The sequence below is a fragment of the Kribbella orskensis genome (assembly GCF_004342085.1).
GTDB lineage: Bacteria > Actinomycetota > Actinomycetes > Propionibacteriales > Kribbellaceae > Kribbella > Kribbella orskensis.
On sequence record NZ_SLWM01000010.1, the window covers coordinates 102,583 to 118,850 of the forward strand.

Here is a 16,268-nt window from a genome sequence, read left to right on the forward strand (position 1 = left end):
TCTGGGTACCGAACACCACTCCGGCCGGGTGCCGGTTGACGCTGATCACGTCCTGCTGGGCGACCCGCAGGCTCTTGGCGTTGCCCTCGGCATCGGTCGTGACGACGAAGTCGCCGCCGATCACCGGCAGGTCGTAGTACGTGCGCTGGTAGGACACGTACTGCAGAATCCACGGCGCACTGATGTCCTGCCGACGGACGAACTGGTCACCTGCGACGATGCGCACGGCTGTGCTCTTCACGGGACACTTCCTCACTTGATGGGGCGGAGCCCCCGCCACCGGCCGGGGGCTGCAGACCGGCCGGCGGATGGCGGGGGCGAGGAGGCCTGGCGGTGCGCCTTGCTGTGGCTCGGCGCCCACCGAATCCGTTGGGCAGGTGGATGAACTCCCGGCGTCCTGAATTCCGCTACGCCAACCTGGACACGTCGGAGATCGAGCAACTGATCGGCGCGGGCCGTGGCATCAGCCTCTGCGCCCCCACGGTCCGCCCGATCCCCCGCACGATCGTCCTGCCCCTGGCCGGCCAACCACTCCTCTGGCGCCGTGCCCTCCGCTGGCGAGCCGACTCCACCCCGCAGGAAGAGATCGACCTCATCCACCAGGCCTTCATCGACGTCTACACCCAGACCATCGCCGAAAACGCCGCCGCCCGCCCCTGGTGGCACACCCACCCCGCCGCCCACCCCACAGTCCTACCCCTGTGGACAACCAACGCCGCCCTGACATCGCCAACGCCTAGAATCCCCGCATGGACGACAAGCCGAGCCGACCACGGATCTTTCAGCCGGACTCGACCACTGATGCTGAGGCGAAAGCGTTCGTCGAGGAACTCCGTGCGCAAGGGCTGGCGGTGAAGGTCACGCCTTATCGGACCGAGTTACCGGTCGACGAGGCCGCCGACGCGATCGATATGGCCAGAGACGACTTCCGCTCGTACGTCGCGGCTGGTGAGATTCCGTTCCGCTCCACGCAGTACGTCGACTGGGTGCTGCTCGCGGACGCCATCGAGCTGAAGAAACGCCTCAAAGCACAGTCCGGCGCTGCTCTGGATGAACTGCTGAGCGAACCCTTGTGGGATGACGACGGCACGGACGGCTCCCGGTCGGACGGCTGAGCTCAGATGGCCATCAAACGCAGGGCATTCCTCGACGCGAACGTCCTCCGTGGCCAGCTGACCACGGACATCCTGCTCACCCTCGCCTACCGCGAGCAGTTCGAGCCCCGCTGGAGTCAGGACGTGCTCGACGAAGTTCGCAGGAACCGCCCGCCAGGCCTCCCCGAGGCTGCCATCGACAAGCGGCTGGCCACGATGAACAGAGCCTTCCCTCCTGCGATGACCTCGGGATACAAGCATCTGATGCCCGAGATGCGGGCCGATGCCAAGGACAAACACGTACTGGCTGCCGCCGTCCACTCGAACTCGGTCGTCCTGGTGACCGAGAACGTGAAGGACTTCGACCCGCCGAACAGCGGAAAGCACGCCATGCACGTCGAGAAGGTCTCGGCGTTCCTCAACCGCTTGCTCGACGACGACCCCGCCGAGGTTCTCGCCGCGATGAACGAGGTGGTCTCGCGGACCGACCGGGCGCCCAACTCGATCCGCGAACTGATTGACAAGATGGCGGTCCAAGAGGACCTCAAAGGGTTCGCCCACGACCTGAACGAGGCGGTACCGGCCGATCAGCGCGGTACCCACCCCAGCCTCCAGGCCAGCCGATCGGCGAAGGTCGCGCTGGACGGCATCGCGCCACCCGGCGAGGTTGCCGCCAAGTCCGCCTTGGCGTCGGAGTCCCGCAAGTCGGCGCAGGCCCAGGACAAGGGTGCCGAAAGGGAGCTCTAGAAACCTGAGGCGCTCCCCAGGCTGGGTCTAGTGAGGGACGGTCAGGATGTAGGTGACTGAGCCGAAGCGGAGGTGGTCGCCGGGGCGGACTTGGGTGGGGGTGGTGAGGCGGAGGCCGTTGAGGTGGGTGCCGTTCATGGAGCCCAGGTCCCGGACCAGCCAGCCGTCGTCGACGTGGCGGAGCTCGGCGTGGAAGCGGGAGACGGAGAGGTCCGCCAGGCGGAGGGTTGCGCCGGGGCCGCGGCCGATTCGTACCGTGGGTGAGCCGGGTGGCGGCAGGACCAGGCCGGGGAGCTGTACCGCTGGGGCTCGGGTGGTCAGGCGCGGAAGGCGGGCCACCAGCTGACGGAAGAGCTGGACGACGCGTGGTTCGTCTCGCGGGAGGTCGTTGGTGACGTCTGCGAGTTCACGGCGGCTCTGCGCGCGGAGTACGAAGTTCATCCGACGGACAAAGGTGTCGTGCGAGAGACGCCCGGAGCCGGCGCCGTCCCGCAGGATCGCCAGCGCCCGATCCCGTTCGGCATCCGACGGGCGCCCGAACTCGAGCCGCGTCGATGTCATGCCTGGATTGTCAGCTCCCCCCAGGTCCACTGTCCAGCACAGCCAGTCATCAACCCACCCGTACTCCGTGCCGTCGCGCCCCGGGCGTCCGACGTACCAGGAGCAGCATCACGGCAGGGCGCCGGGCGACCCTGACGCGGCCACCGCGAAGGCCGAAGCAGCGTAGGGATTGCCGCCGAGGCCATCCCCGCCAAGGAGCGAGTGGTCAGGATTTGGCGGAGAGGACGTCTGCGAGGTCGAACTTGACCGGTTCCTCGAGTTGTTCGTAGGTGCAGGACTCGGGGGTGCGGTCCTCGCGCCAGCGGACGAACTGGGCGGTGTGGCGGAAGCGGACACCTTCCATATGGTCGTAGCGGACCTCGACGACGCGCTCGGGGCGGAGCGGGATGAAGGACAGGTCCTTGCCTGCCTGCCACCGGCTGCCTTCGGCGTTGCGGGGGGTGCGGTTGCCCTCCTCCTGTTTCGCCCAGGCCCACGGGTGGTCGTCGAAGTCGGTGACGAGTTCCTGCATCTCCTCGAAGAGTTCCTCGCGGCGCGCCAGCGGGAACGCGCCGATCACACCGACGCTCGCGAGCACGCCTTCCGCGTTGTACAGGCCGAGCAGCAACGAGCCGATCCGGTTCGGGCCGCTCTTGTGCACGCGGTACCCCGCGACCACGCAGTCCGCGGTGCGCTCGTGCTTGATCTTGAACATGGTCCGCTTGTCCGGCTCGTACAACCCATCCAGCGGCTTCGCGATCACCCCGTCCAGCCCGGCACCCTCGAACTGGTGGAACCACTCGGTCGCGGTGGCGTTGTCGGTCGTCGTACGGGTGAGGTGGATCGGCGCCTTCGCCGGAGCCAGCGCCTTCTCCAGGGCGGCGCGGCGCTCCGAGAACGGACGATCCGTATAGTCGGTGTCGCCGAGCGCGAGCAGGTCGAACGCGACGAAGCGTGCAGGGACCGTCTCGGAGAGCATCTTCACCCGCGACGCGGCGGGGTGGATCCGCTGCTGCAGCATCTCGAAGTCGAGCCGGTCGCCGGTTTCGCCTACCAGCACGATCTCGCCGTCGATCACACAGCGCTCGGGCAGGTTGGCCTTGATCGCCTCGACCAGTTCGGGGAAGTAGCGCGTCATCGGCTTCTCGTTGCGGCTGCCGATCTCCACATCGTCGCCGTCGCGGAAGATGATGGAGCGGAAGCCGTCCCATTTCGGCTCGAAGCTGACGTTCCCCTCCGGGATCTGTTTGACCGGCTTGGCCAGCATCGGCTTGACCGGCGGCATCACGGGTAGCTGCATGCCGCCATTCTGCCCGTCGCGGGGGCATGATGGAGGCATACCGACTGGTAGGAACCGGAGGTACCGAGATGTATGACGTCGTACTGCTCGTGGAGCAGGAACTGACCGAACCCGACGCCAAGCGCGTCGTCGAGCTGCACCAGGACATGCCGGAGCAGGTCAGGTACCACGTGCTCGTGCCGTGCCACAACGCCGAAGCCGGCGTCGAGGCATCGATCAGCGCACTCGGTACCGCGGACCTGTACGGGCCGGGGATCGTCGACCAGCGCGACGAGCTCGCCGAGGCGCAGAAGGCGATCGACAGCGAGGCGAAGGACTGCACCGGGCGGAGCATCCAGAGACTGCGCGATCTTGGTCAGCAGGCCGAGGGCGGGATCTCCCACGACCGCCCGATCGACGCCCTCACCGCGACGGTCTCGAAGGTCGGCGGCCAGGAGGTCATCATCCTGACCCGACCGCACATCGTCGCCGAGTTCTTCCACCTCGACTGGACCAACTCAGCTCGCCGCCACCTGGGCGTCCCAATCCTCCACCTCCTAGAACACGACGACCAAAAAGCCGACAGGTAACCGCACCCACTCACTCCCCTGAACCGCCGCCAAGCCCGCCGGAAGCGCCAAGTACAAGCCGTTGCCCGGAGCCCCCACCTGCCTGCCCGAGCACGTGAGCAGAACACGTCGGCACCCAGTACCCGGCCCCGGTTAGCGAAGGATCAGGAAGGCGTAGGTGATGCCGGCGGCCAGGGCGGCGAAGAGGAGGGAGAGGGTGGTTCGGATGCCTTGTTCGCCTACTTTGCCGTAGTGGGTGCCGTCTTCGGAGTGGTAGGCGAGCTTGAAGGCGCCGTAGCCGGCGCCCAGGACCAGGGCGAACTTCAGCATGGCAGGGCCTCCCCTCACATCAATACAAAGCTACGCCTATGGGAAACAGGTGCCCGTGATAGGCGGTGTCGATGCGCAAGCAGCGGCACTAGACGCCCGCGGCTGTGCCGGACTCCTTGAACTGGGTGTGGTAGAGGTCCGCGTACTCGCCGCCGAGGGCGAGGAGCTGGTCGTGGGTGCCTCGCTCGACGATATTGCCGTGGTCGACCACCAGGATCTGGTCGGCGCTGCGGACCGTCGAGAGGCGGTGTGCAATGACCAGCGAGGTGCGTCCTTCGAGGGCCGTGTCGAGCGCCCGCTGTACCGCGACCTCGGACTCCGAGTCCAGGTGGGCCGTCGCCTCGTCCAGTACGACGATGCGCGGCGCCTTCAGGAGCAACCGGGCGATGGCCAGGCGCTGGCGTTCTCCGCCGGAGAGGCGGTGGCCGCGGTCGCCCACGACGGTCTCGAGGCCGTCCGGCAAGGAGGAGACCAGGTCCCACACCTGTGCGGAGCGGAGCGCCTCGATCATCTCCTCGTCCGTGGCGTCGGGCTTGGCGTAGACCAGGTTCGCCCGGATCGTGTCGTGGAACATGTGCGCGTCCTGCGTCACGTACCCGATCGTGTCGTGCAGCGACTGGAGGGTCACCTCGCGGACGTCCTGACCACCGATCCGTACGCCGCCACCAGTGACGTCGTAAAGCCGCGCGACCAGGTTCGTGATGGTGGTCTTGCCGGCGCCGGACGGGCCGACGAGGGCAACCATCTGGCCCGGTTCCACGGAGAAGGTGATGTCCTCGAGCACCTGGGAGGAGGCTCGCTTGTCCAGCACCGCCACCGACTCCAGGCTCGCCAGCGAGACCTCCTCAGCGGTGGGGTACGCGAACGACACGTGGTCGAACGTCACGGTGGAAGCGTTCGGCGGAAGGTCGCGGGCGTCGGGAGCGTCCTTGATCATCGGCTCCAGGTCGAGCACCTCGAAGACGCGCTCGAACGAGACCAGTGCGGTCATCACGTCGACGCGCACGTTGGAGAGCGCGGTCAGCGGACCGTACAGCCGGCCGAGCAACGCGACCAGCGCGAGCAGAGTTCCGATCGTCAGGGTCTCGCGGACGGCCAGGTTGCCGCCGACGCCGTACACGAGGGCAGTCGCCAGGGCGGCGACCAAGGTGAGCGCGGTGAAGAACACGCGGCCCAGCATCGCGATCCGGATGCCCAGGTCGCGGACCCGGCCGGAGCGCTCGCCGAATTCACGGTTCTCGATCTCCGGGGCACCGAAGAGAGTCACCAGCAGCGCGCCGCCGACGCTGAACCGCTCGGTCATCGCGGTGGACATGTCGGCGTTGAGTTGCATCTGCTCGCGGGTCATAGCGGCGAGCCGCCGGCCCAGATACCGCGCCGGAAGCAGGAAGACCGGCAGCAGCAGGATCGCGACCACGGTCAACTGCCAGCTGAGCAGCAGCATCGCGCCGACCACGAGGATCAGGCTGATGACGTTCGAGACGACGCCCGAGAGCGTCGAGGTGAAGGCCTGCTGCGCGCCGATGACGTCGTTGTTGAGGCGGGACACGAGGGCGCCCGTCTGGGTGCGGGTGAAGAACGCGACCGGCATCTGCTGGACGTGCGCGAACACCTTGGTCCGCAGGTCGTAGATCAGGCCCTCACCGATCCGCGCGGAGAACCAGCGCTGCATCAGTCCGAGTGCCGCCTCGACCACCGCGAGCAGGGCCACGACCAGGGCCAGCGCGGTCACCAGACCGGCATTTCCCTTCGAGATCCCGTCGTCGACGATCTTCTTGAACAGCAGCGGCGAGGCGATCACCAGGAACGCCGAGATCACCACCAGCAGCAAGAAGATCGAGATGTGCCACTTGAACGGCTTGGCGAACCGGAGGATCCGCTTCAGCGTGCCTTTGGCCAGCTTCCGATCGACGACCGACGCGTCCTGCCGTCGCCAACTCATGGCGCCGCCGCTACCGCCGCCCATCCGCATCCCTGAAGACATCCAGTCCCCTCCCCGCAATCAACTCGCCAACCTTGACAACACTTGAGGTCAGCCATTTCTTCCCGCCACCCCTCGACCAAAACCGGCCGGACCGGGGTTCAGGGGGCTTACAAATGGCCTGAAGATGGCCTACCCGAAGGCCGCCAGCAGTTCGCTCAGCCGCCGCGTCTGAGCCTCCCGCTCGGCCTTCAACTGCTCCTCGTATGAGCGGTCGGCAGCCCCGAGCAGCAGCGCCTTCGTCTCCCGGACAGCACCAGCCAACGGCGTGAGCAGGGCCTCGGACAGGTCCTTCACTGTGTCCGCCAACTCCTCGGCCGGCACCACGATGTTGGCCAACCCCAACTGCAGTGCCTCGTCCGCCTCGACCCAACGCGACGTCGCGCAGATCTCCAACGCTCGTGAGTACCCCACGAGTTGCACCAGCGGCTGCGTCCCACCCAGGTCCGGCACCAGCCCCAAGGCGGGCTCCCGCATGCTGAACTTCGCATCCGGCGTGACCACCCGCAGGTCGCACGCCAGCGCCAACTGGAACCCCGCTCCCACAGCGTGTCCCTGGACAGCCGCGATACTCACGATCTCCGGCCGCCGGAGCCAGGAGAACCCGGCCTGGAACCCCGCGATGGTCTCGTGCACCTCCGCCGCGGGCTTCGCGCCCAAGGTGAGCAGCGGCTCCTCACCGTCCACCGGCTCGCCCATGATCAGCTTGCGATCCAGCCCGGCGGAGAACGAGGGACCCTCCCCCGACACCACGACCACCCGCACCTCGGCAGGCAACGCCGTACCGAAGTCAGCCAGTGCTCGCCACATCGCGGGAGTCTGCGCGTTGCGCACCTCCGGCCGGTCCAGCACCACCCGGGCCACCGGCCCGTCCACCGTCAACCGCAGTCCAAGATCCGTCATGCCAGTGAACATACGCGACCGGCCACCACTTTCCGTGCGGCCATCGTCACCTGTGGAAAACCACTCAGGCGAGTGACACGAGGTCGGCGTAGTCGTTGGTCCACAGGTCCTCGACACCGTCCGGGAGAAGCAGCACCCGCTCGGGTTCCAGCGCCTCCACCGCGCCCTCGTCGTGGGTCACCAGCACGATCGCACCTGCGTACGAGCGGATCGCGTTCAGCACCTCGGTGCGGGAAGCGGGATCGAGGTTGTTGGTGGGCTCGTCGAGGAGCAACACGTTCGCGGCGGAGACGACCAGCGTCGCCAGCGCCAGCCGCGTCTTCTCGCCACCGGAGAGCACCCGGGCCGGTTTGTCCGCGTCGTCCCCGGTGAACAGGAACGATCCGAGCACCGACCGGGCCTGCGTCTCGTTCAGGTCCGGAGCGGCGGTCTTCATGTTCTCCAGCACGGTCCGGTTCACGTCGAGCGTCTCGTGCTCCTGCGCGTAGTACCCGAGCTTGAGCCCGTGCCCGTCGATCACCTCACCGGTGTCCGACTTCTCGATCCCCGACAACACCCGCAGCAGCGTGGTCTTGCCGGCACCGTTCAGGCCCAGTACTACGACCCGCGAGCCGCGGTCGATCGCCAGGTCCACGTCGGTGAAGATCTCCAGCGAGCCATAGGACTTCGACAGCTCCTTGGCCATCAGCGGAGTCTTGCCACAAGGCGCAGGAGTCGGGAAGGCGATCTTCGCCACGCGATCCGAGGCGCGCTCGTCCTCGAGCGACGCCATCAGCTTCTCGGCGCGCTTCAGCATCTGCTGGGCGGCGGTCGCCTTGGTCGCCTTGGCGCGCATCTTGTTCGCCTGGTCGACCAGTTGCGACGCCTTCTTCTCCGCGTTCGCCCGCTCGCGCTTGCGGCGCCGCTCGTCGGTCTCGCGCTGCGTCAGGTACGCCTTCCAGCCGACGTTGTAGACGTCGATCTCGGCCCGGTTCGCGTCCAGGTGGAAGACCCGGGTGACGGTTTCCTCCAGCAGGCTCACGTCGTGGCTGATCATGATCACGCCACCGGGATAGCCCTTGAGGAAGTCCCGCAGCCAGACGATCGAGTCGGCGTCCAGGTGGTTGGTCGGCTCGTCCAGCAGCAGCGTCTCGGCCTGCGCGAACAGGATCCGGGCCAGCTCGACCCGGCGCCGCTGACCACCGGACAGGGTGCCCAGTGGTTGCCCCAGCACCCGATCGGGCAGACCGAGGTTGGCCGCGATCCGGGCCGCCTCGGACTCGGCCGCGTAGCCACCGGCGGCGTGCAGATCCGATTCGGCCCGCTCGTACCGGCGCATGCCCTTCTCGCGGGTCTTCTCGTCGGCGCTGGCCATCGACTTCTCGGCGTTGCGCATCCGCCGGACCACCTCGTCCAGGCCGCGGGCGGCCAGGATCCGGTCCCGGGCCAGCATTTCGAGGTCGCCGGTGCGGGGATCCTGCGGGAGATAGCCGATCTCGCCCGACGAGGTGACCGAACCGGACGCGGGCAGCCCCTCACCGGCCAGGATCTTGGTCAGGGTCGTCTTGCCGGCGCCGTTCCGTCCCACCAGACCGACCTTGTCCCCGGGACCGACCCGGAAGGATGCGGGCGCGAGCAGTTGCCTGGCACCGACGCGTACCTCGAGGTTGGAGACAGTGATCATGGCGGAGCGGGGTCCTCAGGGTCGGCGGGTTGAGCAACAAAAAGGGCGGGTCGGCGACGCCACGTCACAAGACGGCCTGTACCCGCACCGCGGTCTAGTGTATGTGCTGTGAAATTCAACCCAGACGCCGACTTGGATACCAGCGGTGTCGAAGACACCCGTGGCAGCGGTGGCGGCGGCGGTGGACTGCTCCCCGGCGGGATGATCCCGGTGGGCGGCGGCATCGGCGGCATCATCCTGCTGGTGGTCATCCTGTTGCTGAACGGCGGCCTGCCGGGCGGAGGCGGCAGTGACGAGCCGGTCGCTCAGAACACGGCCCCGGGCAACCTGAGCTCCTGCGAGACCGGCAAGGATCTCGCCGCGAACAAGGACTGCCGGTTCGTCTTCTACCAGAACTCGATCGAGAGCTTCTGGGCCGCCGAACTGCCTCGACGCGGCAAGAAGTACACCCGGGCGCCCATGCGCGTCTTCAGCAACTCGGTCAACACCGGTTGCGGCCCCGCGACCGCCGCGGTCGGGCCGTTCTACTGCCCACCGGACAAGCGCGTCTATCTTGAGCTGGGCTTCTTCGAGACGCTGCAGACCGATCTCGGCGCCAGGGGCGGCGACTTCGCCGAAGCGTACGTCGTGGCCCACGAGTACGGGCACCACATCCAGAACCTGTACGGCATCCTCGGCCGGATCGAGAGCCGTGAAGGCCCTACTTCCGATTCGGTGCGGTCGGAGCTACAGGCCGACTGCCTGGCTGGCATCTGGACCAACCACGCCACGACGGTCCCGGACAGGAGCGGCAAGACCTTCATCACCGGCCTGACCGAGGACGACATCGCACGCGGCCTCGACGCCGCCGCATCCGTCGGTGACGACCGGATCCAGGAGAAGACGCAGGGGCAGGTGAACCCCGAGAGCTTCAGCCACGGCACCGCCGAGCAGCGCATGAGGTGGTTCAAGACCGGCCTCGACTCAGGCGACATGACCAGCTGCGACACCTGGTCAGCCAGATCTCTCTGAGGTCACCGAGAGTCAACCTGTACTGACGACGAGGCGCCCGGGAGATGGATCTCCCGGGCGCTTCATGGTGTGGATCAGGCTACGGCGGCTGGGCGATGGTAGCCGGGGAGGAGTTCGTCGACCAGGGCGTCGGTCTCCGCCTCGGGGCCGCGGGGGCCGCCGTGCTTGGTGAGGGCTGCGTACATCTGGCGCGCCACGTTCGTGACGTCATTGGCGACACCGAAGTGGGCCGCCAGTCGCAGCGTGGCCCGCCAGAGGTCCTCAGAGGCCGGGGAGAAGTTCAGCCCGGTCTGCAGCGCCGTACGGGCCATGTTGCCGTCGTTGTGGCGCAGGCTCGCCTCCGCCAGCCTCAGCGACGCGTCCACGACCGCCTCGGCCATCCTCCGCTCGATGCCGGAGGCAGCGAGCCATGAGTAGCGCCCGGCCGGCAGGTTGGACCAGGACTCGCCGTGCACCAGGCTCAGCGCCGTCGACAGCGGACCACGCGGGTCGTCCATCATCGACGCCTGCTTGGCCAGCGTGCGGAACACGTCCCAGTCGACCCGGACGATGCTGCGGTTCAGCATCCACCGGCCGGACTCGTCGGAGTACATCGCGTCCACGCCGACCCAGTTGCGGGTGTGCTCCAGCGCCGCGTTGCGCAGTTCCTCGCTGATGCCGCGCGGCCAGATCGCCCCGGCCAGCACGTTCGGGTGGACACCGTAGTCCTGGCTGGCCAGGAACGCGACGATCTCGGTCGACAGCGAGATCCGGCCGTCGTCGATCGCGCCGCGTGCGTCGACCTCGACCGGGCCGAGCAGGTCGACCTCGACCGGTGCCGGCTGGCTGAGGTCCATCGAGGAGTACTCGTACGCCGGCATGTCCTGCTCCGCAGGGCGCTTGTCCAACGCCTCGGTCTCGGCCAGCTCGAACAGCCCGACCAGGTCGGCGAACTGCGCCGGGTTGATGCTGTGGGCCTCGACCTCGAGACCGAGCAGCCGGCAGACCGCCTGGTTCTTCTCGTCCACGACGAACCGCCACGGCGAGCTCATCACGTCGCCGACGACGACCACCGCGACACAGCGCTTCGGGTCCGACGCCAGCCGCGCAAGCCGCTCTTCCTCCTCCTGCGACGGCGGGGCCGACACGAAGATGATCTCCGCACCCCACAGCATCGGGTCCGGGAACACCATCCGGGCCTCGGCGACCGAGTCGGCGTCGCGCCGGCCACAAGCCTGCACCTGCGCGTCCGTACGACGGGTCACCTCGTGCAGGGCGTCTTCCAGCTTCACCCAGTAGCTCAGCCGGCTCGGCGCCAGCGAGGACAGGTCGTCGCCGAAGCCCACCATGCTGACGTGAGCGCCTTCGGACCACAGGTTCGTGGCGAGCTCGACGGCCAGCGAGCCGACGACGTCCCGCGAGGCGTTGGTGACGCCACCGAAGCTGACGATGCCGTCCGCGGTGTCCAGGTCGACGAGCACCGTCGCACCGTCCGCGTTCTGCCCGAGCGTGACGAGCGTCGGGTACGGCGCGGGCGCGTTGACCTCGCCCTCCGGGGCATAGGCCCGGCGAAGGACCCAACGGCTGCCGCCGGCAATGACCTGCCACGGCGGTGGCGGCGGGGCGTGAGACTCCCCCGGCTCCAGCACGAGCGTCAGGGCCCGGTCGCTCACCAGCGCGGCGACGACCGTCGGCATCGAGCGGTCCTGCTCGACCATGATCGCCCCGAGCTGCCGCAGCGCGTTGTCGACGAACTGAGCGGTCGGTACGTCGGCCGCGAGGCGCAGGCCGACCTCGGTCTGGCGATGACCAGCCGCCTTCGGACCAGGGCCCTGGGCCCAGCCGCGACGCCGCTTCAGCGCCAGCGCGAGTCCGGCAGCTAGCAGAGTGGCGCCGAAGCCGTAGATCCCAGCCTCCATCACGTTGATTCCACCGTCGGCGGCGACCGGAACGACCTCCGGCACCTTGGTGCCACCCGCGGCGGGATCACCTGGCTGCGACTCCGTAGTACCGGGGTTGTGCGGTGCGACCGAGTCGATGCCCGGGTCGCCCGGCTTGGCGTTCTTGGCGGTCGGGTCGTTCGCGGCATTGCCGATAGCGATCGACGACGGCTTCTCGACGCCCTGCTCCTCGAACCAGCGGCTGCCCTCATCGGTGCCGCCGCCCTGCTCCGCGGTCCGGTTCTCGGTCGCCTTCGGGAGGGCCTTGGGCGTCGCCGAGGACTTCGTCGTGGGAGAGGTCTTCGTCGTACCCGGGTCGATCGCGACGCGGACCGTGTGCACCCCCGGGCCCTTTGCGTCGGCAGGCAGGCGGACCTGCCAGCCCGGCATGATCAGGTCGGGGTTGGTCAGCCGCCGGCCGTCCGGCTGCAGCTTGTTCTTGTTGAGGTCGTAGATCTCCTTGTACCGACGCCCCTCGCCCAGGTACCGCTCGGCGATGTCCCAGAGGCAGTCGTAGTTCCGCCCGTGCGGCGGCCGCACCTCGGTGTACTTGACCACCTGACCGGCCTGGTCGTTGTTGGTCCGTACGCCGGTGTGCGTGGTGGTCGTGCTGCCCCCGATGACGACCTTGCTCCGCGGCTCGGTCTGGAGGAACGTGTCGCGGGAGCTGTTGTCGTTGCCCTGGGCCACACTCACCGAGGTGGGCGTGGCGACGCTGGTGGTGACCGCGTTCGCGACCGGGAGCGTGACACTCGCGGCACCCGCGATCAGGACGACGCCGGATACGAGCCGGCGGGCCAGTGTCTGCGAACCACCGCCGAGCGGGATGCGTGGCGACAACCCGTGGCCGCGGGCCTCCGAGACCGCCTCGGCGAGCAGGCAGATGACGAAGTGCAGCCAGGCAACCCAGATGAAGAAACCGATGATGCCGAGCACGGTCTCGATGCTGAGCTCGCTGAACAGCACGTCGCGAGTGGGCATCTGGTCCGGCCACGGCGTGCCGAAGTAGGTGAGCAGGACATACGGCACCCCGCCGACGATCGCGAAGATCGCCAGCAGCGAGACGAAACCCTTCAGCCGGTCGGCCGCGCCACCGCCCTTCCGCTGCGGCAACCTCGCGGACCGCAGCGGATCACTGGTCTTCACCATCGTCGTCCCTCCATCGCCCCACCCTTACCCACCGATAGCCTGCACTTCCTGCACTGGTAGCCGCTGCACCGCGTGGACGTCGGCCTCACCGAGGGTCTGCCAGCGCGGCGGACCCACCCAGTAGGAGACCTCCCACGTGATGGTGAGCTTCACTGTGTACATCCCGTCGGGCTGGTTCGCGCTCGACCGCGTGTACTTGTGCTTGCACGTGCTCATCTGGTGGAACGGATCAGCTGTCTCGTCGTAGCCGTCGTAGTCGGCGTCGGCCCGTCCGGTTCCCATCAGACACGTGAACGGGGGCGTGCCGTCCCCGGGATCCACCGTCATCCTGCTGACCATGGCCCGCATCGTCAGGTTGCGGTTGCCGTACCAGTAGGCGCTGTACGGATTGTTGCCGATCTCGTTCCTCTGCATGAACGAGCTGTCACGCGTGAGGGAGAAGTACGCCGGCACGTTCACCCGCGGCGTGTAGGTCGGCTTCACCTGGAGAGCCGGCGCCGGGTAGGTGTTGTTGAACTTCCGCCAGAACACGTCCATGTAGCCCTTGTTCGGGCACTGCTCCTGCTCGGCTTCGGACACAGGCACGATCGTCTGCTCGATGTGGACGTTGTCGCCGCCGTCGTTCCGGTTCAGGTTGTAGTCGACCAGGGTCAGGCGCAACACCCAGGTCTTGCCTTCGGGCGGCGCCGGCAGCTCGATACCGGCCGGGACCGGGAAGTCCCGGCACGGGATGAAGATGTTGCCGTTGAGGCGCTGACGCCAGGTCGGGATGGGGACACCGGTACCGGCGTACTCGTGTCCGGAGCTGCAGTACGCCCCGAAGCCGGTCGAGTTGACGTACATGCTGCAAGAACGATTGCCGACCTGCGTGGTCTCACCGTCCGCGGCCATCGCGGTCGAGGCGGGCACTGCCATCAGCAGCGCGAACACAGCACTGAGCGCGATCAGCCCACGACCTACCCGGTTGCGCATCCTCACTCCGTAGTCTCGTCGTCCCCGCAGGTTACCTTCGACCAGGGGCATCATGCCCGCCAAATGGCGCCCTGACCACTTCCTATGAATCACGATTCGTGTTCTGCTCTAGGCCGGATATCGCACCCTCGAGCAGTTGATCTTGCCGGTCGGAGCCACCCGGTACATCGTCCAGCCCAGCCCGGTCTCGATCATGTCGAGGGCCTGGGCCGACCCCTTCGGCGTGACGAGGGTCCATGCCTTCGCCTTCGGATTCCAGTACTGCGTACTCTGCGACCGGCACATCTTCACCCGCGTCACGCCGTACTTCTGCTGTTCGATGCCGACGACAACGACGCTGCCGGGTGGCTTCATCACCCAGCCGTTCGCCTTGGCCTCGTTGATCCCCAGAGATGTGTCGGCGTAGAAGAACGCCGGGAACGAGTCCTTGATGATGTCCGAGTCCCGGGCGACCAGCGCGCGGAAGTAGACCGGGTAATTTTTCACGAGGCCTTGGACGGCGGGGTTGTCGGCGAAGTTCCCCGGAACCACGGTCACCTGCGCCGCCTTCCGTGGAACCGCCGTCTTGGTCGGTCCGGTCGGTACTGCGGTGGTCGCCGACGTGGTTGCCGTCGGTGTGCCGGACGGGCTCGTGGAGCCGCCATCGTCAACACCAACAGGCAATCCGCCCTTGTTCTGTTCAGGTCCGCCGCACCCTGTCAGGAGAAGAGCCGCCGCGAAGAGAACGGCCGACGCCTGTACGCCGCGACGACGGGCGCGGGCGCCTCGGGCGCTTCGGCCGAGAGAGCCTGGGTCTCGCACGGGTGCTGCTCCTTCTGAGTGCGACGGGAACGGGCGCATCAGCCCAGGCCCGGTGGGACGGAATTCTTCGGCAGACCTGCGCCGCTCGGTGCGCCACCGCCGGTCGGTGGCGTCCCCGGAGTGGTGTCCGTGGGGTCCGGACTCGGGGGGGTGTCCGTGGGGTCCGGGCTCGGGGTGATGCTCGGGGTGCAGGTTGGCGGGAGCGGGAACGAGATCGTCCAGACCGGAGTGGGCGAGCCGATCGTCCATTCGGGGCACGGGATGTCGAGCGTCGGCGGGACGGCGGTGTCCGTCACGGGGACGCCAGGGAGGTCGTTCGTGGTGCCGACGATGATCGGTGGGATCTTCGGGCTGTCGTCCGCCTTCTTCACGCCTTGCTCCGCGTGCGCCTGGCCGGTGCCCTTCGCCAGCAGGCTCGGCTTGCCGACCATGCCGAGGAAGGTGGTCTTGTTGTTGATCTCCACCGAGATGTCGACGAGTTCGTCGGTCACCTTGGTGGCGGCGCACTTGGTGACCGCGGGGTCGTTGGAGCTCACCTGGGCGCAGAACGCGGCGATCGCCGTACCGGCCTTGGCGACATCGATCTTGGCCTCGTCGGAGTTGAGCTGGATCGTGGCGGCGCCCACGCGGGCTGCCTCCTGGGCGTAACCGACCGCGCGGGACTTGGCACCGAGCTGGCGGCCGCCGTCGATGACGAGGCCGGCCAGGGTGAAGATCATCACCGCGAGGATCGCGACGGCGGGACTGAGCGCGCCGCGATGGTTGCCGGGAGCATCCACCCGGACGAACTCCCGCACCCGGCCCAGCACCCGCCCACGGCGGCGGTCAGGGTTGGCTGCCATCGCGCACCCCCCGGTACGGGTCGACCGACGAGCTGAACTTCTTGGTGATCGTGGTGTCGCCACCGATGCCCAGCAGCCCGAGGTCGCGGTAGTTGATCGTGCAGGTGACCTCGACCGAGAGCGGCGAACCGGCGGCGAAGGCGGTGGTGATGGTGCCGCCGGCGCTGTCCTTGCAGGACTTCACCGCCTGGTCCATCGTGCGCGTGACCGCCTCGTCGACCTGGCCCTGCGCGGCGGCAAGCGAACGGGTCTGGCTGGCGGACCGGGCGCCGTCGCGAGCCGCGTTCTCAAGCAGGGACGACGTCTGGAAGTAACGCCCACACGCCAGCAGGAACATGAACAGGATCAGCAGGATGGGCGCGAGAATCACCATCTCCAACGCCATCGTCCCCCGCTCCCCACGGACACGACGAAGCCGCGGACCGCGCTCGGCGCGCGTGTAGCGCTTCCCCAGGATGGTCATGCCTC

15 protein-coding genes and 1 pseudogene are annotated in these 16,268 nt (G+C 67.9%); 4 read left to right on the plus strand and 12 right to left on the minus strand.

What is annotated here, in order from left to right; all coding sequences use genetic code 11:
- Positions 1-82 precede the first annotated feature (82 nt).
- Positions 83-361: pseudogene (locus EV644_RS47855) on the minus strand (hypothetical protein); the annotation flags it as partial.
- A 388-nt stretch (positions 362-749) separates the two neighbouring features.
- Between EV644_RS47855 and EV644_RS25295 the strand changes: the two are divergent.
- Together EV644_RS25295 and EV644_RS25300 are read left to right on the plus strand one after the other, a co-directional pair.
- Complete coding sequence (locus tag EV644_RS25295; protein WP_158292922.1) at positions 750-1,115, plus strand: hypothetical protein; 366 nt, start codon at positions 750-752, stop codon at positions 1,113-1,115.
- 6 nt (positions 1,116-1,121) lie between these two features.
- Positions 1,122-1,841, plus strand: a complete 720-nt coding sequence (locus EV644_RS25300; protein WP_132191212.1) for a PIN domain-containing protein — start codon at positions 1,122-1,124, stop codon at positions 1,839-1,841.
- 27 nt (positions 1,842-1,868) lie between these two features.
- Here the strand turns inward: EV644_RS25300 and EV644_RS25305 are convergent, their stop codons facing one another.
- Together EV644_RS25305 and EV644_RS25310 are read right to left on the minus strand one after the other, a co-directional pair.
- A complete protein-coding gene (locus EV644_RS25305; protein ID WP_132191213.1) occupies positions 1,869-2,402 on the minus strand; it encodes an FHA domain-containing protein in 534 nt (177 codons plus the stop codon).
- Positions 2,403-2,607: 205 nt separating this feature from the next.
- On the minus strand, positions 2,608-3,681 hold the full coding sequence (locus EV644_RS25310; protein ID WP_132191214.1) for an ATP-dependent DNA ligase: 1,074 nt from the start codon (positions 3,679-3,681) through the stop codon (positions 2,608-2,610).
- 68 nt (positions 3,682-3,749) lie between these two features.
- Here EV644_RS25310 and EV644_RS25315 point away from each other — a divergent pair, with 68 nt between their 5' ends.
- Positions 3,750-4,250: a hypothetical protein gene (locus EV644_RS25315; RefSeq protein WP_132191215.1), complete on the plus strand. Its 501-nt coding sequence runs from the start codon at positions 3,750-3,752 to the stop codon at positions 4,248-4,250.
- Positions 4,251-4,382: 132 nt separating this feature from the next.
- Here EV644_RS25315 and EV644_RS44690 read toward each other — a convergent pair whose 3' ends face one another.
- The 4 genes from EV644_RS44690 to abc-f form a co-directional block, all read right to left on the minus strand.
- The gene (locus EV644_RS44690) at positions 4,383-4,559 is read right to left on the minus strand and encodes a hypothetical protein (protein WP_158292923.1); all 177 of its coding nucleotides are present in this window, start codon (positions 4,557-4,559) and stop codon (positions 4,383-4,385) included.
- Positions 4,560-4,647: 88 nt separating this feature from the next.
- Entirely contained in the window at positions 4,648-6,543 is a 1,896-nt protein-coding gene (locus EV644_RS25320; protein WP_241998742.1) for an ABC transporter ATP-binding protein, read from the minus strand.
- Between the two features lie 129 nt (positions 6,544-6,672).
- Positions 6,673-7,443: an enoyl-CoA hydratase/isomerase family protein gene (locus tag EV644_RS25325; protein WP_241998744.1), complete on the minus strand. Its 771-nt coding sequence runs from the start codon at positions 7,441-7,443 to the stop codon at positions 6,673-6,675.
- Between the two features lie 64 nt (positions 7,444-7,507).
- Positions 7,508-9,106 (minus strand): ribosomal protection-like ABC-F family protein, encoded by a 1,599-nt coding sequence (gene abc-f / locus EV644_RS25330; RefSeq protein ID WP_132191217.1) that lies wholly within the window; start codon positions 9,104-9,106, stop codon positions 7,508-7,510.
- A gap of 108 nt (positions 9,107-9,214) precedes the next feature.
- On the opposite strand from abc-f, the gene ypfJ reads away from it, so the two are divergent.
- A complete protein-coding gene (gene ypfJ, locus EV644_RS25335) occupies positions 9,215-10,117 on the plus strand; it encodes a KPN_02809 family neutral zinc metallopeptidase (RefSeq protein ID WP_132191218.1) in 903 nt (300 codons plus the stop codon).
- A 74-nt stretch (positions 10,118-10,191) separates the two neighbouring features.
- Here the strand turns inward: ypfJ and EV644_RS25340 are convergent, their stop codons facing one another.
- From EV644_RS25340 to EV644_RS25360, 5 genes are all read right to left on the minus strand, one after another.
- Positions 10,192-13,185 (minus strand): hypothetical protein, encoded by a 2,994-nt coding sequence (locus EV644_RS25340; RefSeq protein ID WP_132191219.1) that lies wholly within the window; start codon positions 13,183-13,185, stop codon positions 10,192-10,194.
- Between the two features lie 24 nt (positions 13,186-13,209).
- Positions 13,210-14,157: a hypothetical protein gene (locus EV644_RS25345; RefSeq protein WP_132191220.1), complete on the minus strand. Its 948-nt coding sequence runs from the start codon at positions 14,155-14,157 to the stop codon at positions 13,210-13,212.
- Positions 14,158-14,265: 108 nt separating this feature from the next.
- Positions 14,266-14,694 (minus strand): hypothetical protein, encoded by a 429-nt coding sequence (locus EV644_RS25350; protein WP_241998746.1) that lies wholly within the window; start codon positions 14,692-14,694, stop codon positions 14,266-14,268.
- A gap of 302 nt (positions 14,695-14,996) precedes the next feature.
- Entirely contained in the window at positions 14,997-15,800 is an 804-nt protein-coding gene (locus EV644_RS25355) for a TadE/TadG family type IV pilus assembly protein (RefSeq protein WP_199239995.1), read from the minus strand.
- Entirely contained in the window at positions 15,784-16,263 is a 480-nt protein-coding gene (locus EV644_RS25360) for a TadE/TadG family type IV pilus assembly protein (protein WP_132191222.1), read from the minus strand. The genes EV644_RS25355 and EV644_RS25360 overlap by 17 nt, the downstream gene beginning before the upstream one ends.
- Between the last annotated feature and the right edge of the window lie 5 nt (positions 16,264-16,268).